This is a genomic window from Pontitalea aquivivens, from assembly GCF_046507575.1.
Classification (GTDB): domain Bacteria; phylum Pseudomonadota; class Alphaproteobacteria; order Rhodobacterales; family Rhodobacteraceae; genus Pontitalea; species Pontitalea aquivivens.
In genome coordinates this window covers 17,455-36,597 of record NZ_JBKFEY010000024.1, presented here as the reverse complement: position 1 = coordinate 36,597, position 19,143 = coordinate 17,455, and the positions used below count along the sequence as shown (strand labels likewise).

Sequence of the window (19,143 nt, the reverse complement as noted above, 5' to 3'; positions counted from 1 at the left end):
ATGCCAATCCGATGAATGTCAACGGACTTCCTGCAAAACGGCCACAGAACGGCATATTACAGATCAATGGGTTACGGGACGCCTGCAAAATGTGAAAGTGCATGACTACGGGAGACAACCGGAGCGCCACTCGCCTCAATCGACGTGACCGAGATGCTGGCCGACTACAGAAACGACGACTGAATCTAACCGACCCAGGAGGCTGATATGGTGAAAATTAGAGACCTTGAATGGCGTGTCTCAGGTGCCCGGATAGAAGCCTCTGCACTTGGCATTGAGGTGTTCTACCGCATCGAAGGTGGGCCGGGGAACTGGACCCTCATAAGCCCAGGCAAGCGCGAATACGTCCGAACGCCCGGATACCAGACGCAGGCGGCAGCAAAGGCTGCTGCGTATGTCGATTTAGACAGGCGCATTCGCATCGAACTCAGATAATCCATTTAACCCAAGAGGATCCCATGGGACACATTGAAGACGATCTCGACAGCGGCCTGCGCGAAATGCGATTCCAAAAATCCATGATGCGCACGGCTGAGGTTCGCCCCGTCACGCCGGTCGAGCAGCTGGCGCTGGAGGTTGTCGCGGAGCTAGAGAGGGCCGAATCAACCCACGCACCGATGCACAGCCCGCATGAGGGGTGGTCGGTGATCTGGGAGGAGCTAGAGGAATTGCGTGAGCACGTCCGAGCCGACACTGGACGCAGCAGAGCGGCGCGCAAAGAGGCCCTGCAGATCGCTGCGATGGGAATGCGCTACGCGCTGAACCTCTGCGACCAGTCCAGCTAACCCCGGAGCCCCCCATGAAAACAACCGTCGAGATCAGCGCGAAAGACATCGCCACAGCCATCCAGTCCAGCTAACCCCACCGGAGAACCAAATGCAGACCCTCACAATGTTTTCGCACGTCCGCACCGCCTACGGAAAGGTGCAGAAGGGGGCCGCTGAAATGGTCGCGCTCATTGCCGACCACGATCACGATTATGAGCAGATCACCTTGGATCGGATGGCCAGCGCCGCCGCTCACCTAGAGGACGCTGCCCGACAGCTGCGCGACCTCCGAGCGGTTGCTGCAGACCAGCTCAAGAACCAGTCCGAATAACCCCACCGAGAGGAAACCCCATGACCCACAGACAGAGATCCTACGCCAAGGTCGGCGACATCACGCGCGCACAGACGGAATTCCAGGAGGGTGAACAGAACGACGTTCGCCGGTTCGGCGACCTGACCGAGGAATGCCAGGATGCGGAGACCGTGCTGCGGAACTGGATCGAAATCGCCCGTTTCAACATCGGCACCAGCGCGCTGCTGGCGATCATGGATCGCGCCCGCGAAGAACAGTCCAGATAACCGGATGGTGACGTCATGGCGGTGATCGGCAACGCGCTCACGGAACGGTTTGGTGACGACTGGACCAAAGCGCCGCCAGCCCCGGCAAAAATATTTTCACCGGCCCGTGCATTTTCCCCTTGCATGTTTGTGGGCAATGGCCCATATTCAATACATAGCCAAGGGGCAAGACGCCCCGCCAACCAAGGAGAGACAGACATGACCCGCACCACGATCACCAAGACCGCAGCCAACGAAGTCACCCTGATCGCGCTCGATCCGTGGTCTGGCGAAGAAGTCCGCTGGGTGTTCTGGATTCCGACGAGCGGCGGCTATGTCCGCAAGGGCGAACGCCACAGCCCTGATGATCGGCAAGTGTGCGCTGGCCTGTCCAGCGTGGGCAGCACCCTGACCGCCGACGATGGCGACGAGCTTCTGGCGCTGATCCGCAAGGAATGGAAATCGTATCGCAAGGCCGCGCTGCGCGAGGTGGCGTTTTGACCCCCACCGAAATCAAACAGGCCCGGCATTCGCTGGGCCTGTCCGTCGCTGATCTGGCGCGGCTACTGGACACCGACCCGCAGACCGTGCGCCGCATGGAGCAGAGCGAAACCGCCAACACGTTCCGCCGCCCGGCACCGCGCATGGTGCGCCTGATCACAGCCTACGTCAGCGGATACCGGCCCGACGACTGGCCCACATGAACGGATATCACCGCAGAACCTTCGCCAGGTCGAACAGCAGCCGCCCGAAACACGCGCGCGGGATCTCCGCGACCAGGGCGCCGGCGACATAGATCCGCAGCGCGTCAGCCTCCGCGTGCCACGTCACTGCCGGCCTCACCGCTTGAACCTCGACACGCCCACCACCCCGAATATCGACACGATCATCATTCCGGCCCATTCATCGAGAGGCGGCGGCAGCGCGGCGATGGTCCACGCCTGCGGATATGCGCAGCGATGACACCACAGGATCGAATAGACAATCACCGCGGCGAACCAGACGGCCAGCGGCGCCGCGAATATCAACATCAGCCAGACGCCCCCGGCGCGCATCCAGTCCGCCCGCTGCCGATAGTGCTCAACGATCAAATCGCGCTTCAGGGCCTCGCGGTCAGTTTCGGCGGAGATCCTGTTATCAACCGTCCGCAGCACCCGATCGAGGACGCCGCCGCCGAGCCAGTTCAGAACCAGCCGGATCATCGGCGCGCCCTCGGGTCGATCGTGTAGGGCCGCGCGGCCCCTGCCCTTTGCTGGGCGATGATCAGCGCGAACAGCGGCGTCAGGCGCAGCATCGTCTGTTCGACCAGATCGGGATCGATGCCGAAGCCCCGCGCGATCAGGCCGGCCACAGGCGGACCGACCGCCGCGTTGGCAAGCGCCTGCACGCTGATGTCCACGACGATCAGCAGGATCGGCAGGATCCCCGCCCAGAAACTGCGGGTCCAGCCGATGAAGATGGGTTCACGGTCCATCACTTGATCCCCAGATAGGCGGCAATGGCCGCAACGGCCGCCGCGATGGCAACAAAAAGCCCGCCAGGGGCGGGCGCGGTGTTGGTGGGTTTCTGGTGGGAAGTTGGTGGGCTTTTGGTGGGCGTGCCCCACCCCGCCTTGACCAGCGCGTCATAGAACTGCCGATGCCAGCCTGCGACCTGACCGTCCGACCCATCAGCGCCGGTGACGATCCGGCGCGGGTTGCGAGAGGGCGGCAGATCAAGCGCGCTCGGGAAGCTGAAATCCGCCAGCGCCTTTCCGGTGAACATCCCGTCCCGCATGCCCACCACGGCGATCTTCGCGCTGATCGCTCCGACCAACGCCTTGTCGCGGTTTTTCACCAGGTCCACCCCGACGATGGGGGAAAACCTGCGGTAATTGTCTTCATGCGTGATCTGTATCTGCCCGCGCCCGAAGAAGCCGCGCCGCCAGTATGGCGACTTGACCCACGGCAGCTGGCCCTTGGCGAACGCCGCATCCAGCCGCCGGATCACCTCCGCATCGCTGGGGTTCTGGTCCTTGTGATGCGCCATCACCGTTTCCTTGATCGGCGCCATGATGCTGCCGGTCTCGCGCCGCACGTTCGCCAGCACGAATGCGACGTGGTGCGGATCGGTCAGCCCCTCGGCCTCGGCCGCGTCGAGGATGGCGTCCATCCCCGACACCTGCGATGGCGTCAGCTTACCGCCGAACGCCGGGCGGATCGCCCCGTAGAAAGTCGGCCTGTTCATTTTCTGCCCCCTCAGAATGCAAACACCACAAGGCCCCAAGCCGCCAGGATCACGACGCCCCATGCCAGCTCGGCCCAATGGTTCATTTCCCGTTCCGCCACGCATGCCAGAGCCCGATGGCCGCGCGTGGATCATCCAGCGCCACCAGAACCCACCGCATAAGCCCCTCGGCTGTCAGCGCCACCAGCGCAGCTGCCACAGGCTCAGAAAGGCCGGTGCGCTCGACCGTGTAATCCGTCGCGACATAGGCCGCGCCGACCGCCACGAAGATGGTAGTGATGACCTGCCACGCGCTTAGGCGTTTCGATGTCTTGACTTTGACGATCACGGCAACCAGCACCGCGACCCAGAAATCAACAGTTTTCCACATGAATAGCCCTCTCTGAAACCATCATTTTGCCGCCCGCCTGAATGTGCCAATCAAAATGCAGGCCGTGACACCCTCCCACGCGAGGCGGAACTCCGGCACATGCCACGCCGCGCCCACCGCCGCCGCGCCGCACATGACGAACAGCCAGTCTTCGGCGCAGTCGAGCCAGCGCCCACCGCGCCGCCATTGCCACAGTTCCCACGCGGCGTAGACGATGGCCGCGACCCACAGGCCGCCTATCAGCGCCAGCACGGGGCCGACGACCCAAGCGTGGGCCGACTGGTTGCCAGCGTGGCCCGCCGGGTCAGCGCGGAAGTCAGAAGGGGCGGACAGCGCGTCAATCAATCGGCGGATCATGCGAGGGCAATCCCGTATTGCGCCGCCAGCGTCTGGCGCGCGACAATAACGGCAGGCTCAATGGCCGCCCCCGCGACAATCACACTGATGATCCGCCCGAAACCCCAGTTATCCGCGATTCTAATCGACAACAACGGCAGGCTCGCCAATGCATAGGGCTGCGACCCGAGCGATATGCCATCCATGAACGCCGTGATATGCGTCCCATCGCTGCGAATTTCCAAAATGTGCAGCACGGCATCGGATACCTCGAACGGGAACATCAGCCCCAGAACGGATACACTCCCACTCACAACGCCATTAGCAGACGACGCATTAGCCACGCCAATGTAATTCGGGTTGGTAAATTCATATCCACCGGGCAGGTTGCCAAATTTGAATGTCGTCAGCAGATGCACCCCAGCCACGTCGGGCGAATTGGGCGCGAATGTCGCGGTTCTGGCTGTACCACCAGCGGCGGTTGCGACCCCGAGAGACGCGTTGAATATTACCTGTCTGGTGTTTAGCGGGGCGGTCATCCCGAAATAGGCCCCTGCCCCGCCGTCGTTCCTGACGGACTCTATGTAGCTCGTCGCTGGATACAAAACTGAATCATCCACTCGGAAATCAATCGGCACCAGCCCCGGCCCGACGCCGTAGAAATCAGCCAGCACCGCGCTGCCAGAGGGCCACATCCCGCCCGCCCATTTCAGCCGCGACACCTCGCCCGCCGAGGTCTTGATCCGCAGCGCGTTTCGCAGGTCCAATTTAGGCATTGGTCAGCACCGCAAATTCCATCGGCCCGGGCGTGTGGGCGTTGAACGTCGTCTCATCGGTGAACGTGGTAACGATGATGCCCTCGCCCGGCGCGCCAGCCGGGCCAGCCTCGCCCTGCGGCCCGGGTTCACCCTGCGGACCTGCCGGTCCCATCGGCCCTTGGACGCCCGCCGTCGCCACCGAAACCTGCTGTGCGGGCGGCCAGATGACCGTCACGGATACGGTTGCAATAGTCATTCCACCACCACCCAGAAACGCTGCGTCGAAACATCATCCTCGCCCGCCGTGACGCGGACGCGGAAATTCATGATCCGCCCGGTCGGCATGGCATCGGCCCATTGCATTGCCAGCGTCACCTCCCCCGCTGCCGCTTCGGTGATCTGCGCGGTCAGGCGGTCGGCAATGGCGGGATGCGGCTCATAGATCGCAACGGTGTAGCCGGTCAGATCGACAGGCGCGCCTGTCGCATCGGCAAAGGCCATCGTCGCGCGCAGATCACTGCCGCGATTGATCGTGAAGTCGGTCATGGCTAATCCCTACAAATGCGCCGCGATCAGCGCCGCCGCTTGTTCCTGCGTGATCCGCAGCCGGTAGACGGGCCGCGCCATGCGTTCGGCCATGTCCGCCAGCGCGGCCCCGTGCTGCACCTGCCGGGCGAATGCCCGCGCCTCGGCCCATAGGCGATAACGGCGCACCAGCGGATACAGCACCAGGTGCAGGCCCGCCGTGGCCCAGAACTGGCGCACATGCTCAATCTCATGCGCCAGCAGGCCAGCATTGCCGCGATAGGCCGGGCGGATCAGGATGATCGGGCCGATGGCTTTGCCCGCCGCCGCACCCATCAGCAGATCGGTGTGGATGACGATGCGCGGGATCATGCGGCTTCCCATTCGAAAAGCCCGTCCACAAACTCATCCGGCAAGCTCGCAAACGTCTGCAGCGCCAGCAGCATCGGGTGCATCCGGTCAACAGTCGTGATCGCCGCCCAGATGATTTCTGCCTCATCCGCATCTGGAAAACCATCCAGCGCGTTCGCGAACGTCGGGGGCCAGTCGCCCTTGGCAGCCTGTTTGGCCTCATTGGCCGGAAGGACTCCCGCCCGCTTGAGGGCAATGCAGAACTCCGCGCGTGACAGGGATGCGGTGGCGCGCCATTCCGCGAGCAGTTCCTCCGGCGTCGGCGGTTCGGGCAAATCCCCCGGCAGCGCATCCCGCACAACCTGAACCCCGTTTTCCCATGTGACAATCTTGCTCATGTAATCAGCCCCCCGCGCTTATAGAGATATATTTGCCCGGCAGCGAGCGTACTGGAAGACCGCAGACGTACTCTCGTATGCGCTTGCTTCGTGGGATTGACGGCACCAGCAGGATTACTACCGCCAGCCAAATAACTGACATTGTGCAGGAGGGTTGGAATCCCGGGGGCGTATATGTGAACCTGAAGGTTATTGCCAAGCACTCCGCCGCCCACGCTGACCCAAGTTGCGCTAGTTTCAAGCCACAGTTCTAAGATGCCAGCACCGCCCGCGTAGTTCAAATTGTGTGCGTAAAGCAGGTATTCCCAACCAGCCTCAAACGTTGGTGTCGTTACAGCCGACACATTACCAGTAGCCGCATGGCTCCACAGGAGGCCGTCAGCGCCATCGCCAACAGTCACCATATCAAATGGATACCAGCCAGCCTTGATGGTGGGCGCACCAGACGCCCCCTCGGCAATTGCGATTGGGTTATCCCGCAGGGCACGCATGTCAACGGCGCGCCCCGGCTTATCAATCTCGAAAACACTGTCTGGAATTGTTGTCCACGCCATTATTTATTCTCCTTACTCACTGCCACATGTAGCCATCAGACCCGTCGGACATTTTCCCATTCTCGTCAGACCACCACAGCCCGCGCGCCAGTTGTGCCTCCGTCGCGTCGGTGAATACTGGGGCGTCGTCTGCCATCCACACCGCGTAGCGCATGGCCTGATAGATGAATTCCTGCAGCTGATATTCGACCGCCTCGCCTTGGCGCAGTTGCTGGGCCGCAATGATCTGCCACCGATTGAGGATGGGCTGCCCCTCGGTATCAACATCAACGCGCGTCTGGATGTTGACAACCTCGCCAATTTCCAGCGTCTGGTCTGTCATGGCAACAGTCAGGTATTTCGGGATATTGCCATACCGCGCCAAAAGCCGCTGAGTGAGTTCAAGGGCCTGCGCGTCCGTCGCGATCCATTTTGAGTAGATCGTTTTTGATCTGATTTCAGCGCCGCCATCCTCGCGTTCAGCATTCGCATCAATTCGCCCGCGCATGAACAGGAAGTTTGTCGGGTCATCGCCTTGGGTGGGGTCAATTTGCCCGAAGTAGACAAAAACCCGGCTGATCCGCTCATCGGGCGCCCGGTCGATTTTGAGCGACCCACTGACAAAGCTGGTATTGTCGCTCAGCGTCACGTCAGAATGTTCCGGTCTGATCGCCTTGAGCGGAATGGTCTGGCTCCGCTCATCCCACCAGATATAGAACGTGCCATCGCGGAGCAGCTCGCCCAGCAGGCTGTTCACCGCCGTTGGCTTGGTGACCGTCCGCGAGAACGCATAGCCTTGCAGATAGACGCCCGCCTCTGCATCCCATGTCGCCTTGTCAATAAACTCGCCCGGCACTTCGGTGTGGTTGATCAGCAGATCATAGGCAATGTCCCAAGCATCCGTCAGCTCATACCGCCCGACACGCTGGACGCCCGCGTCCTCGGAATGGCTGGCGGCTGTCGTGCCAAGCTGCCCACGGGAAACGCCAATCAGGTTGAACACGCCAAGCGAGCCGGAATAGCCATTGTAGCGAATGACCTCCGAGCCGATGATGATGTAGCCCGGACCCGCAGTGCCGATCAGCGAATTGATGACCTGCGATCCAGACGTGCCAATATAACCTGCGTCAATGATGCCGGGCTGAACCTGCGCGCCCCAGAGATACAGCCCGTCCGAGCCATTACCTGTCGAGATCGTCGGGCGGCGTCCATCAGTCAGCGCGTCGATGTGTTCGAATCCAACGTCCTGCCCCACGAGGGTTCCGGTGATCTGGGTCGTGACCCGGCAGCGCCACCAGTCATTGCCGACATTGACCATCGTCACCTCGCCAGTCTGGGTTCCGGCATGAGTTCCGTTGGTCAGGTCGAAATTCGTATACGCGGCGGAAACACCGCCCGCCCCGCCGAAATAGCGAATCTGGATTTTATCGCGCTCGCCTTTTTTCGCATAGAAAACAGCGGTAAGATTGTCGCCTACAGTCAGCCCGGTAAATGGCTGCGACATGCCCCGCTGCCCGGTTCCAGCATTGGGGCTGAACTTGTCCGCGGTCGTAAAACCATCAGGTGCCACGGCGGCATTTGCAGTGATAGTTACATTGTTCTTGCCCCACACCGCGTTATCAAACGCCTCGGACCACCGGACCAAATTCGTCCGGGCCTTTTCCGGCTTTGCCGTCCCGAACTGATCCAACAGATCACGTTCGTCAATCGCCTCAATCGTAATCGAGGTGGTTGCGGCATCAATTGCCGCCGACAGGCGCATGTCCGTTTCCCGGGGGAACTGGGCGCGCTTGGCGTCCGTCAGGCGCAGTGGGTCCACCGCGGTCAGCGTGACACTGCCCTGACTATCCGGCCCGGTAACATTGTCCAGGATGTATAGACGCCTCTCCATCTCGGCCAGCGACTGCCCGGCATAGCCCTCGTAGATCGTCACGCGCATGTTCGCGTAGAATGGATTGCGCGCCACCCATTTGGCCCAGAAATTGCCGCCCGAAACCGTGCGCAACGATCTGTAATAATCGCCCACCGTGTCATCCCACGGCGCGTCCTTGAGCGTGATGGTGCAAGACCCCGTCACGCCCAAAGGTCGCTCGCCATCGCGGATCGACCCAACGTTGATTTTCGACGACCGAACGGAAACGCTGACCAGCAAAGGCAGGGGATTGGTTTTGATATGCTCGCCCGTCCGCTCATACAGCGGAACAAGCGCCTGCGTCGGCTTCATGAACCGCCACGCGATTGAGCCATCGCCCTTGTAGTTGGCCAGATCGAGGCATGAACCCCAACAGTTATAGCAGCGCGGACCGTCGTCGGTGCTGGCCGTGCAGGGCGACACCCCGAACCGCAGCGAACACCGCGGCTGCCAAAGCTCAACGATCTGGATCGGCTCAAGCATCGGCATGCCCCATTGCAGTGAACCCGACAGACAGGAAGTTGTTGACGCCCATCCGGCTTGGCGTGATCGGGTCATTCACCCATGCATAGGCCACATCGCTGGCATAGCCCTGCGGGCGCGCTGCGATGAAGAATGGCTCGGTCTGCGCGGCTAATGCGAACGGGTCGAAATTGGCGCGATACCAATCTTCTGTCAGGTGTTCCCACGAATACTGCGCCTGCAGCCCGCGGCGCTGCACGAACCGGGCCATCAGTTGCCCGCCCTCGCTGATGTAGCTGGTCAGCCCGGCTTGTCGGCTCAGATCAATCAGCCCGAGAGACGTGTATCCGGCGCGCTGCATTTCGAGTGCTTGTCCGGTGTAGACGACCCCGATCCTTTTCTTGCCGCCGATGTATATACCGATGCCCGTGGTCTCAACCGCCGGAAAGAGGAACATCAGGGCTGAGTTATCTTCCGGGGTTGCACTGGCTACCTCGACATAAGAACCGCCGATTTCAGCGAAGACAACAACCAGCACACCAGCCAAATCATGCGCGCCGATGCCAACCGCATCAACCGTCTGCGGCGCTGCGTAGTCGATCTGCCAGAAGCCAGTGGCTGTCGTGGGTATCCACCAAGATACGGTATCAACCGAACCCGCATTTGTGGCCTCAAAGCCTTCTTCGGCGTTATCCGCGCTGATCGTGCCGGGCAGATTGTCCCACAGGATTCGCGCGTGGGTCATGGGGTAGGTGGCTGCGCTGGCGTATCCCGCAGTGTAAAAGACCGCCATTACGCCCACTCCAGATTGATTTGGTAGCCAGACCGAATGGCCTCGTTGATCGACCTGATCAGCTCGCCGCCCGTTTGCTTGCCGATCACGTCGCCCGTGATGGTGTAATTGGCGGTCATCTGCGGCGTTGCAGCGGCTGCCGTTGGCGCGGCACCTGCGGAAGACGCGGCCCCACTGCTGCTGCCGCCGAGTTGTTGGGCGGCGATGTTCGAGATCAAGGCGCCAGTTTTTGCGAGTGATCCGGCAGCCCACGCGGTCGCCATGGGATACCCCCCAATCTTCATCCCCTTGTCCCACGCCTCGACAGCGGCGTGGTATCCGCTGACGGTCGCCTCAGCGATTGCCGCGGCCTTGCCGATCGCAAACAGCTTCTTGTTGTTCGTGCTCATCAGGGATGACAGATCCCCAAACATGCTAGCCAGCCCGACGATCATCGCGTCGCGCTTCTTTCGATCAAGGCCCTCCATCGCGTCATTGTATTCGGCCTGCGCCGCCAAGCTCATCTGGTTGTATTCGTCCTGGCTGATGCGCTCAGCCTCTCGGAATTCCTCCAGCATCGCCAGGCGTTCATCGTATTGCTGCTGGATCAGTTCCTGCTCGCTCGCAAACTGGTCGCGCAGGCGCTCCAACTCGATTGCGCCTTTGTCAATCTTGCTACCGCCGGACCCTCCGCCATCAACATCGCCGACAGACGGCTGGCTTGACCCGTCGCTGAGCGCCTCAAGGCGGGCCTTTGCTTCCTCGCGCTTCAGGACAAGCTGCTGCATCTCCATGAGCTTGTCGTTTTCGATGTTCATCTCATCTTCGATCGCCTGAAGCTGCGCCTCAAGAAAATCGATCTGACTTCCGGCCTTCGGGGCTGTGCCAAACGACGCGGCCGCCGCCACCTGTTCGCGCTGTCGCGCCGCTTCGATCTCGCCAATCACCTTTGCCCGCTCATCGGCAAGCTTGCTGATTTGCTCAGACCCGATGCTCAGCTGGGCTTCCTCGGTCAGCCCGAAGATCGCATCAAAGCCATTCATGACCGTGGCGGCGAAGGTGATGAACCGCGCCGACATGGCGGTCATCATACGGTCCCAGATTTTCCCCATCCGCGAAGATTTCTCGATCAGATCCTGATCAATGACGACGCCAAGGTCGCGCGCCGCCTGCTCAAGCTCGTTCATCGCGGCGCCGCTGTTGTAAAGCAGCGGGATCAGCGCAGACGCATCAGAGGCAAGCGCCTCCATGTAAAAGGTCATCTCGGCTTGGCTGACGTTCGCCTTTTCCAGAGACGTGACATAAAGCTGCAGGGCATCCGGCGCGGTCAGACCCCGGAACGCATCCGCCGTCAGGTTCACCTTGGGCGCGATCTGGTCGAAAAAATCCGCCAGCGGCCCGGCGCCGGTCTGGAAATAGTCGCCCAACTTGTCATTCACATCCTTCAGGATGTCGGCCAGCTTCTCTTGCTCAACACCAAACTCGCGCGAGGCGAAGGCAAGCGATTGGAACCGCTCCACGCTTGTTCCGCTGATCGAGGAAAGCCGCTCAAGCTGCTGGGCATAGTTGACCACATACTGCGCAGCTGCGCCGATAGCACCCGCAGTCGATACAATGGCGGCGCCGGCTACCGCCGCCCTTTTGCCCATCGCCGCCATCTTCGCGGACGTGCTTTCGACGTCATTCCCGAAGGCACTGACTTTGCCTTTGGCCCGGTCCATCTGAGTGACAAGAGGCGAAATATCCGCGCCCACCTGAATGGCTACATCACCGACGATCTTTCTTGCCATCAGCCGCCTTCTCTTTCTTCAAGAGGTCATACATCTCGCGCAGCGCCTTCGGGCGCTCCAACTGTTCCGGTGGCAGCTTCGCGCGGAACGCCCACCAGAAGTCCCCAGGCCTGCACCGCCAAAACTGCTCCGGGTGCCAGCCCCACTGCCCCACCGCAATCTCAAAGAGCGCCTGAACCATCGGGCGTGGATCAGGCGCGCTTACTTTTTTTCGCCGGGGCCGATGATCTCCGCAGCCATGGGTGGGGAAATGATGCACAAGAGACCTATCACCGCGTCCTGCACCTTGCGCGCCGCTGATGCGCTGTCTGCCGCAAAGTCATTCATGATCGACAGATAAACATCTTGCGGCGTGACCTGTGCCCCGGCAAAGCGCAGCGCCTCGGCATAGGCCGCCGCAAGATTGCTTTGCGACACCTTGCTCTGCAGCAGCCTGACAAATGCCGGGACCGATCCCCCGTTCATCAGAATATCCTCGACCCGCCGGACCAGCTCGAACACACGATCTGCCGGGACGACATACTCGCTGCCGCCCCAGGTCAGTTTCACATCATCGAAGCCCTGCATCAGGCGCTCGGTGTGTAGGTGTGAACGCGGTTGCGGACGAAGGTCGCGTTGAATGTCTGCGCGTCCTCATATGCGCCCGTCTCAGCGTATGAATTCATTCTGAATGTCCCCGTGATCGTATCGCCATTTGGGAACACGAAGGACAGGTCGCTAATATCCTTGGATGCGCCTGGCGTGAAGGCAATGTCGCGAAGGACATTATCCTCCTCGACGCCCTCGATCGTGAGCTCGAGGGTATCCCCGACTGTTACGTTATCCAGGAATTCTTGAACGCCATTGTCGTTCTGGTCGGTAACATCAATACCGGACCCGTTCCAAGTGATGCCGACCGTCCTGCCGCCAGCAATCGTGACGGCATTCTTCTTGATGACGCAAAGGCGCCCTGCTGCTTTTGCCATGCTATACACTCCGAGCTAGGCGGTTTCGATAAGCCCGCGATATTCGCAGACACCGTGGAATGACCCGTCACTTGCGCGGGTCACGAAGCTTGTCTCGCGCAGAAGCAAGACGCACCTGTATCCAGGCACTGTAAGGCCGCCGCGATGAAGCGCGGCATAGATCGTGCCCTGAATCTCTTTCGCTTCCTTCATAGAGGATGACCGGCTGCGGGTGTGTATCCGCGCCGCAAAATCAAACCCCGCAACGCTTTGCGTATCGTATTCTGACATCACGATATCGCCGACTTCCGAATAAGGAAATTCAGAGGACGCCCCGCTATCCACCGCCTGCGGGGCCGCGTCATAGACCCGAAGCCCCTGCGCAGACAGCGCGGAATAGATCGCTTTCTGCACCTCAAATTCAGCAGACATTCAGCCCCCCCGCCGTTTGCGTTCTCGCGCCAATCGCGCCATCAGTTTTCGCGCAAACGCCTCGATATAAACCCGGTCAACATCTGGTCGGATTTGCTGAAGCGCGGTCAGGAACATCGCGTATTCAACCCCGTCCGGGCCGTCGCCATATTCGAGAAAGCGCCAATAGAAGGCACCGACGACGTCCACGGTCGAAACGATCTGCGTCCGAGTGCCGCGCCGCCGCCTTGCCTTGATGCCGCGGCGAAGATCGCCCTCATCCACCGGGGCTTTCGCCTTTGCGCTTTTCGCAAGCTGGCCTGCGATGTCATGGACGGTCGCGCGCATGAGGTTCTTCGCTTCGCGCGGGGCGATCTCAGACAGGACAGCGTTTACATCTCTGATCCCGGAAACCTTGAAGAAGTTACCCCGCGACGCCACGCTCGGCCTCAATCACAAGCAGGCGCTGGCCTGACCCCTCGCGGAGGATTCCCCTGATGTTATAGGGGGTTCCGCCCCAGATTATCCGGTCGCGTTCGGTGATGTCGTCGCGGTGGTAGATCGTGAAGAACACAGAAAACGAAGCGGCCATTCGGCCCTCTGTGACCGCCTCCCGACCGGCCCGCGCTTTGACATGCGCCCAGACCGTTGGCAGCGCGGCCAAGTCTGCCCACGCGCGCGTTACACCCCCGCCACCATCTGGCGTCTCGCTGTATCTCTGAAACGTGATCCGTTGATCAAGCTTGCCAGCGCCCATGGCCATGTTCAAAATGCTCCCCGTTCAGATGGAGGTTTTCATGAAGTTCAAATCGATACTCGCATTCCCGGCGGTGGCAATTTTGGCGGCTTGCATGGCGATGTCCCCGATCGTTGAGGCAAAGCCGGTCAGGCTCAGCCAGGCCCAGATCAGCGACATCCAGGCGAAGATTTCGTATGACCTCTTCGACCCGGCGGCAGCCCAGTTCCGCAATATCCGTGCTGCCGATGTCGTTCTTGGAGACGGATCCAGCGAACGGCGCGTGTGCGGAGAGGTGAACGGAAAGAACCGGCTTGGCGCCTATGTCGGGTTCAGCATGTTCGGCGGGAAGATGATCAGCGGACGTTTCGTCCGGGATGACTTTTTTGGCCCATGCGAGCCGTGGTGAATGATTGGGGCAGGCTGCCTTGACCCATCATCAGAGAAATCTTCGGTACCGGGACAACAAAGCGCTGGCGGTGGCCGGTATCTGCCCTTGTCCTTCTCGGTTCTGATGCCAATGGGCCACCATCATCATAATCGCCTGTGAGATGGCCGGCGGCGTCGCCTCCGGCCCTCCAAAGCCCGCCGTGATATCGATCAATACTGGGAAATCAGCATCTGCCATCAGCGCCGGCGGCACCCAGCCAGTGCTCCAATGCAGCGAACTGGCCTGCCCTGGCGATCCTGAAAGGTAATACTGCCCGGGCGAAACCGTCTCGGTCGCGCCCTGCGCCCCGAGATAAGTAATCGCCACCGACTGCACGGGCTCGATGGGGATGACCATCGAGCCTGGCCAGGTTGCCAACTCCAGCCGCCAGACCTGTGTGAGGATGGCCCGGCCCAAGATGCCGGTCGGGCCATCTAGAAGATCAACAGCCGATGCAATCTGGCCAAGTAGGACGCTGTCCTCATGGTCGCTCTCGAAACGAGTGTGCGCCTTGACATCCGTCAGCGTCACTGGCAGCGCCGCAGGGGCTTCGATCAGGCGCAAACGCATCATCAGCCTTTCTTGCCAGACTTAGCTTCGGCTTTGGCCTCTGCTTCGGCCTTGGCCTTTGCGTCCGCTTCTGCCTGTGCAGCGGCCTCTGCTTCGGCCTTGGCCTGCGCCTCAGGGTCGATGGCAACACCCGCCGCAATCAGCGTGGCAGCGACAGCATCCGAAAACCCGGCGGTTTCACCGGGCTGATACATCAGATGCGTTTTGAGGAACCGCACCCGCTTCATTGGGGCAAGCGGTCCATGCCGCCAAAGACGACAACCGCCGAAAGCGCGGCGGTATCGGTGTTTGCCGCCGAGAGGTTCGGCGTGAAGTTAAGACGGACATAGCGGCCAGCGCCAGAGAGGGGCACGTTGGCTTCAAAGGTGCCCGAGACGGTGCCGCCGCCGACAGGGCCAGTGGCAACAACAGCCGCAGCGGCCGAGGCGAGAACCTCGGCATCCGACAGGCCAGAGTTGTTGCCCTCGTCGATGTCCCAGGCGATCGAGAGGGTGGCGCCGGCCGCCAGTGTCGCGGTGAACGGGATGGCCACAACAGCCGATTGCGGAAAGCCGATTGCGGCGCGGTCGAGAATGACCCCGGCGACTTCGGTGTTATCGCCGGCTCCACCCGCGGTGACCGCGGTATTGGCAGCGGCGCGGCGCACAGCGACAAGGTCGCCGATGCTGCGGATCTGCGTCGTCATGATGGTGTCTCCTTGGGCTCAGCCCGAAAAGATGATGAAGGGGAAACGGGCCGCACACCGCGGCCCGCCGAAGTCAGCGCTTAGGCGCCCCAGGTGACGCCCGTCAGGATCGCCACAGCCGCCAGGTGGCGCAGGCCGATATCGTGCTGCATGATCAGGCGCATCAGCGTTTCATCGCGACTGAAGGCGGCCTGCATGGTCCCGCCGGCGTCCTTGTAGGCGGCTTCGGTGGACAGGGCGATTTCGATGCCCATGTGCTCGCCGACCAGAACATGCGCGGGATGCACCAGCATGATTTCCGATTCCGTGCCGCCGCCCAGGTTGTCCGGGATCTCGGTGGTCACATGCACGGGCTTGCGGCGCAGCATGTTCTCCGACATCTCGGGGTAAACCTTGTTGCCGTTGCCGTCGCGCAGGTTGGTCAGGAACATCGCCACCCGCGGCGACATCACCCAATGCGCGCCGGTGTAAACGAGATTCGCATTGCCAAGCGCAAGCTCCAGGCGCCCAAGGTCGTTGTCGACCTTCTGAAGATCGGGCGAGGCCGTCATGGCCAGAACATGGGTGGCTTCCAGCGGCGTGCCCAGGTGCTGGAAGCGCAGGCCCTTGGGCGCGAAATCGGTGCCCGACCCGCGCAGGAAGAAGCGGTCCTGAATCTGTGCCGCATCGGCCAGCATGTCGTCGCGGATCATCCGGTCAACGGCGGTCGAGGACGCCCGCATCAGATCGTTGGAAACCGGAATGATCCCGGTCAGCTTCTTCGCCGACAGCTTGACCTGACCGTAGTTGTAGCCGGTCGCGCCGATGTCCTGCTGTTCGCCGGTGTAGCCGAAGTTTGCCCCGGACGCGCGGCGGTTGGTGGTCAGGTTGCCGTTCGGCATCGGCACGAAGCGCGGGCCCATGGCGGTGACAACCGACATCGGGCGCAGCAGCTCGATCACCTCGCCCGAGACATCCTCTGGCACCAGGAACCCGCCGGCAGCACCGGAGCCCATGTTCTGGTTGGCGAACAGGCCGCTGTCGCCATTGGCCTCGGCGATCTGCGCCGCCACATGCGGAATGCCGCCCGCCGCAGCGACTGTGCGCACCATGCGGGCGAAGGTCAGGCCGCGCTCGGAAGGCTGCGCCGGGGTCTGCGCCTGAGGCGCAGGGGAAAGGCCCGGAAGCGGCGCCGCCGGGCGCGCGGCGGCGGCGCGGCGGCGCTCCAGGTCTTCTGCCTGCGCCAGTTGCAGCGCCACCTTGTCGTCTTCCGCTTTCAGCGCATCGAAGGCCGCCGTCTGTTCGGCGGTCATGTCTTCGCCATCGGGGATCGAGGCGACGATCGCCTCCATCTGGTCGATGATGCCCGCGCGGCGGGCTCGCAAGGCCGTGATACGGTCCATGGTCAGCTCCTATCAGCGGCTCTCCGCCGCGTTTCAAGTTCGGCGACAGCCCGCGCACGGCTGCCCCCAGTTTTCGCCCGGGTGCGCCCGGAACCCTGCTGCAGCACGCTCTCAAGCGTGCCGATCCTGTCGGCCATGCCGACCTCGACAGCGCGGCTGGCACTCACCATGCCGCCGCGCCCGAAACTCTCCCGCACCCGCTCCGCACTGACGCGGCGGCCGGCGGCGACATCGGCGATGAACACCGCCTCGATCGCATCCACTTCCACCTGGACAGAGGCACGGCCCTCTTCGGTGCTCAGATCCGGGCGCTTCATTGGCGCGCTGGAACTGACGATCTCGTAAGACCTGCGGCCATCGGCGCCCGGACCTTCCTGTCGCGACGTGGTAGCCACCACCCCGATCGACCCGACCGAAGCCGACCGATCCAGAACGATCTCGCCCGCCTGGCTGGCAAGCCAGTAGGCAAGCGATGCACCCTGCCCCGTCACAAAGGCGGTAATCGGCTTGGATGTGGCACGCAGGCTGTCTGCCGCCTCGCCAACGTGGCTGACGATACCGCCGGGGCTGTCAACCAGCAGCACGATCCGCTCCACTTCGGCGCTGGCCTCGGCCACACGGACATCATGCAGCAGCGCGTCAAGCGACGTGCCGCCCGTCGAGGCACCGATCATCGAGGCGCGCGGGAAGATCGTGCCGATCATCGGCACCACGGCGTTGCCATTGCGGATCGTGCTGCCGCGCGATCCTTCCAGGCGGGTGCCAAGCGCGGCCACCGCCATCCGGCTGGCCTCCATGCTTTCGGCATGACCGTCGCGAGCCAGCAGCTTCAGAACGTCATCCTCGAAGGCGCGGACGGCAATCGCCTCGATCGCCTCAAGATACTCGGGGATGATCGCCCAGGGCTGCGCCCGGATGGCGGAAATCAGGGCCGCGACGTCATTGCGCATCGGTGTTTTCCTCTCTGTTCGGGGCTTCGACCGGCGTTCCGGCCAGCGTCATGTTGGCCGGGCGCCAGTATTCGGTGCCCGCGCCGCCCTCGATGTGGTTCATGTTCTCGCGGGCGCGCAACTCGTTCGCGCTCACCACGCCCATCTGCCGTTGCAGCCAGTAGGCCTCCATCCGGCTCTTCAGGTCGCCCCGCACCAGGGCATCGGTAAGGTGCTCGAAATACTGACCCTCGCCCGCGAACTGCCGTGTAGCTGCAGCCGCGACACGCGCGAAATGCGGGCCGAGGTGATAGGTGACGAACTCAAGACTTTGCTGCTCGATATTCGAGAACGTCGCCTTCGACAGCTCGAAGATCAGGTGCGGCGGAACCCCCCAGATACGCGCCAGGTCTACCACCTGAAACTGCCGCGTTTCCAGGAACTGGCTGTCCTTCATGTTGTGGGTCAGGAACGCGGCCTTCAGATCCTGATCCAGCACGGCGATGGCGCTGGCATCCGGCCCGGCATAGAGGTTCGTCCAGTCGTTACGGATGCGCGACTTGTCCTCCGGCGACACCTTCTGTTCGGTGGTCAGCACGGTCGATGGACGTCCGCCTTTCTGCCAGAACCGGTTCGCATGATCCGAGGTGGCAATCGCCCCGCCAAGCGCCTCACGGGCATACTGCACGGGGTTCAGCCCGACCAGACCATCCCGTGAAAACCCGCGCACATGCCAGACGTCGCGCGCGGCAAACCGTTCACGCGATCCGTCCGGCAGCGTCGCGTCATAGAACAGAACCTGACCCTCGGCGCGATCGAAGTATTCCGCCACCGTCACATGACCGGGCCGCAGCCTGGTCAGCGCCACGGGCTCGCCGCGCATGTTGCGCGAAACATAGGCGAAGAAGTTCCCCGCCAACAGGATGTCGGACATAACCAATTCAAACAAATCGAACGGGCTTTGGTGGCCGTTCGGACGGCGCGCCAGCAGGATTTCACCCGGTTCCTCATCCAGGCGGACCCGCCCCCCTTCGGTGCGGCCATAGAGGTGCAGGGGCGCCATCGCGAACACGCCGCTGATGATCCGCAACGCCTGCAGGGTGGCGGGGATCGACAGGGCCGACCGCTCATCGACTCGCACCCCGGCCTTGGATACGGCGCCGACAGGTGCAAAGCCTTTCCATTGGCTCGGACTTTCCACGGACGCCTGCGCCGCCACGACAGGCGGTTCGACGCGCACAGGTTCAGACACCGGGGCCGCAGCGCCGGTGCGGAAAATGCTCAGCAGGCCCATGGTG

Annotated in this window: 33 protein-coding genes; 7 read left to right on the top strand and 26 right to left on the bottom strand. The window is 62.1% G+C overall.

Annotation, left to right across the window (positions count from 1 at the left end):
* Positions 1–207 precede the first annotated feature (207 nt).
* From ACK8OU_RS16935 to ACK8OU_RS16910, 6 genes are all read left to right on the top strand, one after another.
* On the top strand, positions 208–435 hold the full coding sequence (locus tag ACK8OU_RS16935; RefSeq protein ID WP_410304596.1) for a hypothetical protein: 228 nt from the start codon (positions 208–210) through the stop codon (positions 433–435).
* Between the two features lie 23 nt (positions 436–458).
* Positions 459–785, top strand: coding sequence for a hypothetical protein (locus ACK8OU_RS16930; RefSeq protein ID WP_410304595.1), 327 nt, complete (start codon positions 459–461; stop codon positions 783–785).
* A 91-nt stretch (positions 786–876) separates the two neighbouring features.
* On the top strand, positions 877–1,098 hold the full coding sequence (locus tag ACK8OU_RS16925) for a hypothetical protein (protein ID WP_410304594.1): 222 nt from the start codon (positions 877–879) through the stop codon (positions 1,096–1,098).
* Positions 1,099–1,118: 20 nt separating this feature from the next.
* Positions 1,119–1,346, top strand: a complete 228-nt coding sequence (locus tag ACK8OU_RS16920; protein ID WP_410304593.1) for a hypothetical protein — start codon at positions 1,119–1,121, stop codon at positions 1,344–1,346.
* Between the two features lie 198 nt (positions 1,347–1,544).
* Positions 1,545–1,826 carry a hypothetical protein gene (locus ACK8OU_RS16915; protein ID WP_410304592.1) on the top strand — a complete coding sequence of 94 codons (282 nt, stop codon included), beginning with the start codon at positions 1,545–1,547 and terminating at the stop codon, positions 1,824–1,826.
* On the top strand, positions 1,823–2,029 hold the full coding sequence (locus tag ACK8OU_RS16910) for a helix-turn-helix domain-containing protein (RefSeq protein WP_410304591.1): 207 nt from the start codon (positions 1,823–1,825) through the stop codon (positions 2,027–2,029). The genes ACK8OU_RS16915 and ACK8OU_RS16910 overlap by 4 nt, the downstream gene beginning before the upstream one ends.
* A gap of 135 nt (positions 2,030–2,164) precedes the next feature.
* Here ACK8OU_RS16910 and ACK8OU_RS16905 read toward each other — a convergent pair whose 3' ends face one another.
* The 20 genes from ACK8OU_RS16905 to ACK8OU_RS16810 form a co-directional block, all read right to left on the bottom strand.
* Positions 2,165–2,527 (bottom strand): hypothetical protein, encoded by a 363-nt coding sequence (locus tag ACK8OU_RS16905; RefSeq protein WP_410304590.1) that lies wholly within the window; start codon positions 2,525–2,527, stop codon positions 2,165–2,167.
* On the bottom strand, positions 2,524–2,799 hold the full coding sequence (locus ACK8OU_RS16900; RefSeq protein ID WP_410304589.1) for a hypothetical protein: 276 nt from the start codon (positions 2,797–2,799) through the stop codon (positions 2,524–2,526). Before ACK8OU_RS16900 ends, ACK8OU_RS16905 begins: the two co-directional genes overlap by 4 nt.
* Positions 2,799–3,551, bottom strand: a complete 753-nt coding sequence (locus tag ACK8OU_RS16895) for a hypothetical protein (protein ID WP_410304588.1) — start codon at positions 3,549–3,551, stop codon at positions 2,799–2,801. Before ACK8OU_RS16895 ends, ACK8OU_RS16900 begins: the two co-directional genes overlap by 1 nt.
* 82 nt (positions 3,552–3,633) lie before the next feature.
* Complete coding sequence (locus ACK8OU_RS16890; RefSeq protein WP_410304587.1) at positions 3,634–3,921, bottom strand: hypothetical protein; 288 nt, start codon at positions 3,919–3,921, stop codon at positions 3,634–3,636.
* A gap of 21 nt (positions 3,922–3,942) precedes the next feature.
* Positions 3,943–4,278: a hypothetical protein gene (locus ACK8OU_RS16885; protein ID WP_410304586.1), complete on the bottom strand. Its 336-nt coding sequence runs from the start codon at positions 4,276–4,278 to the stop codon at positions 3,943–3,945.
* Positions 4,275–5,033 carry a hypothetical protein gene (locus ACK8OU_RS16880; RefSeq protein ID WP_410304585.1) on the bottom strand — a complete coding sequence of 253 codons (759 nt, stop codon included), beginning with the start codon at positions 5,031–5,033 and terminating at the stop codon, positions 4,275–4,277. Before ACK8OU_RS16880 ends, ACK8OU_RS16885 begins: the two co-directional genes overlap by 4 nt.
* The gene (locus ACK8OU_RS16875; RefSeq protein ID WP_410304584.1) at positions 5,026–5,271 is read right to left on the bottom strand and encodes a hypothetical protein; all 246 of its coding nucleotides are present in this window, start codon (positions 5,269–5,271) and stop codon (positions 5,026–5,028) included. The genes ACK8OU_RS16880 and ACK8OU_RS16875 overlap by 8 nt, the downstream gene beginning before the upstream one ends.
* The gene (locus ACK8OU_RS16870) at positions 5,268–5,561 is read right to left on the bottom strand and encodes a hypothetical protein (protein WP_410304583.1); all 294 of its coding nucleotides are present in this window, start codon (positions 5,559–5,561) and stop codon (positions 5,268–5,270) included. Before ACK8OU_RS16870 ends, ACK8OU_RS16875 begins: the two co-directional genes overlap by 4 nt.
* A gap of 9 nt (positions 5,562–5,570) precedes the next feature.
* Entirely contained in the window at positions 5,571–5,912 is a 342-nt protein-coding gene (locus ACK8OU_RS16865; protein WP_410304582.1) for a hypothetical protein, read from the bottom strand.
* Positions 5,909–6,289 (bottom strand): hypothetical protein, encoded by a 381-nt coding sequence (locus ACK8OU_RS16860; protein ID WP_410304581.1) that lies wholly within the window; start codon positions 6,287–6,289, stop codon positions 5,909–5,911. Before ACK8OU_RS16860 ends, ACK8OU_RS16865 begins: the two co-directional genes overlap by 4 nt.
* On the bottom strand, positions 6,286–6,843 hold the full coding sequence (locus ACK8OU_RS16855) for a hypothetical protein (protein ID WP_410304580.1): 558 nt from the start codon (positions 6,841–6,843) through the stop codon (positions 6,286–6,288). Before ACK8OU_RS16855 ends, ACK8OU_RS16860 begins: the two co-directional genes overlap by 4 nt.
* A gap of 16 nt (positions 6,844–6,859) precedes the next feature.
* The gene (locus ACK8OU_RS16850; protein WP_410304579.1) at positions 6,860–9,217 is read right to left on the bottom strand and encodes a phage head spike fiber domain-containing protein; all 2,358 of its coding nucleotides are present in this window, start codon (positions 9,215–9,217) and stop codon (positions 6,860–6,862) included.
* On the bottom strand, positions 9,210–9,989 hold the full coding sequence (locus ACK8OU_RS16845; RefSeq protein WP_410304578.1) for a hypothetical protein: 780 nt from the start codon (positions 9,987–9,989) through the stop codon (positions 9,210–9,212). The genes ACK8OU_RS16850 and ACK8OU_RS16845 overlap by 8 nt, the downstream gene beginning before the upstream one ends.
* A complete protein-coding gene (locus ACK8OU_RS16840) occupies positions 9,989–11,758 on the bottom strand; it encodes a phage tail tape measure protein (RefSeq protein WP_410304577.1) in 1,770 nt (589 codons plus the stop codon). Before ACK8OU_RS16840 ends, ACK8OU_RS16845 begins: the two co-directional genes overlap by 1 nt.
* Positions 11,736–11,939, bottom strand: a complete 204-nt coding sequence (locus ACK8OU_RS16835) for a hypothetical protein (RefSeq protein WP_410304576.1) — start codon at positions 11,937–11,939, stop codon at positions 11,736–11,738. Before ACK8OU_RS16835 ends, ACK8OU_RS16840 begins: the two co-directional genes overlap by 23 nt.
* A 20-nt stretch (positions 11,940–11,959) precedes the next feature.
* The gene (locus ACK8OU_RS16830) at positions 11,960–12,325 is read right to left on the bottom strand and encodes a hypothetical protein (protein WP_410304575.1); all 366 of its coding nucleotides are present in this window, start codon (positions 12,323–12,325) and stop codon (positions 11,960–11,962) included.
* Entirely contained in the window at positions 12,325–12,723 is a 399-nt protein-coding gene (locus ACK8OU_RS16825) for a phage tail protein (protein ID WP_410304574.1), read from the bottom strand. Before ACK8OU_RS16825 ends, ACK8OU_RS16830 begins: the two co-directional genes overlap by 1 nt.
* A gap of 15 nt (positions 12,724–12,738) precedes the next feature.
* A complete protein-coding gene (locus ACK8OU_RS16820; protein WP_410304573.1) occupies positions 12,739–13,134 on the bottom strand; it encodes a DUF3168 domain-containing protein in 396 nt (131 codons plus the stop codon).
* Entirely contained in the window at positions 13,135–13,554 is a 420-nt protein-coding gene (locus ACK8OU_RS16815) for an HK97 gp10 family phage protein (RefSeq protein WP_410304572.1), read from the bottom strand.
* The gene (locus ACK8OU_RS16810) at positions 13,538–13,876 is read right to left on the bottom strand and encodes a phage head closure protein (RefSeq protein ID WP_410304571.1); all 339 of its coding nucleotides are present in this window, start codon (positions 13,874–13,876) and stop codon (positions 13,538–13,540) included. The genes ACK8OU_RS16815 and ACK8OU_RS16810 overlap by 17 nt, the downstream gene beginning before the upstream one ends.
* Here ACK8OU_RS16810 and ACK8OU_RS16805 point away from each other — a divergent pair.
* A complete protein-coding gene (locus ACK8OU_RS16805) occupies positions 13,869–14,258 on the top strand; it encodes a hypothetical protein (protein ID WP_410304570.1) in 390 nt (129 codons plus the stop codon). The two genes, ACK8OU_RS16810 and ACK8OU_RS16805, sit on opposite strands and share 8 nt — an antisense overlap.
* A gap of 30 nt (positions 14,259–14,288) precedes the next feature.
* Here the strand turns inward: ACK8OU_RS16805 and ACK8OU_RS16800 are convergent, their stop codons facing one another.
* From ACK8OU_RS16800 to ACK8OU_RS16775, 6 genes are all read right to left on the bottom strand, one after another.
* Positions 14,289–14,852 (bottom strand): head-tail connector protein, encoded by a 564-nt coding sequence (locus ACK8OU_RS16800; protein WP_410304569.1) that lies wholly within the window; start codon positions 14,850–14,852, stop codon positions 14,289–14,291.
* Positions 14,852–15,076 (bottom strand): hypothetical protein, encoded by a 225-nt coding sequence (locus ACK8OU_RS16795; RefSeq protein ID WP_410304568.1) that lies wholly within the window; start codon positions 15,074–15,076, stop codon positions 14,852–14,854. Before ACK8OU_RS16795 ends, ACK8OU_RS16800 begins: the two co-directional genes overlap by 1 nt.
* On the bottom strand, positions 15,073–15,534 hold the full coding sequence (locus ACK8OU_RS16790; RefSeq protein WP_410304567.1) for a hypothetical protein: 462 nt from the start codon (positions 15,532–15,534) through the stop codon (positions 15,073–15,075). The genes ACK8OU_RS16795 and ACK8OU_RS16790 overlap by 4 nt, the downstream gene beginning before the upstream one ends.
* Before the next feature lie 80 nt (positions 15,535–15,614).
* Positions 15,615–16,916, bottom strand: coding sequence for a phage major capsid protein (locus ACK8OU_RS16785; RefSeq protein WP_410304566.1), 1,302 nt, complete (start codon positions 16,914–16,916; stop codon positions 15,615–15,617).
* Between the two features lie 2 nt (positions 16,917–16,918).
* Positions 16,919–17,866 carry a S49 family peptidase gene (locus tag ACK8OU_RS16780; protein ID WP_410304565.1) on the bottom strand — a complete coding sequence of 316 codons (948 nt, stop codon included), beginning with the start codon at positions 17,864–17,866 and terminating at the stop codon, positions 16,919–16,921.
* Positions 17,856–19,139, bottom strand: a complete 1,284-nt coding sequence (locus ACK8OU_RS16775; protein ID WP_410304564.1) for a phage portal protein — start codon at positions 19,137–19,139, stop codon at positions 17,856–17,858. Before ACK8OU_RS16775 ends, ACK8OU_RS16780 begins: the two co-directional genes overlap by 11 nt.
* Positions 19,140–19,143: the final 4 nt, after the last annotated feature.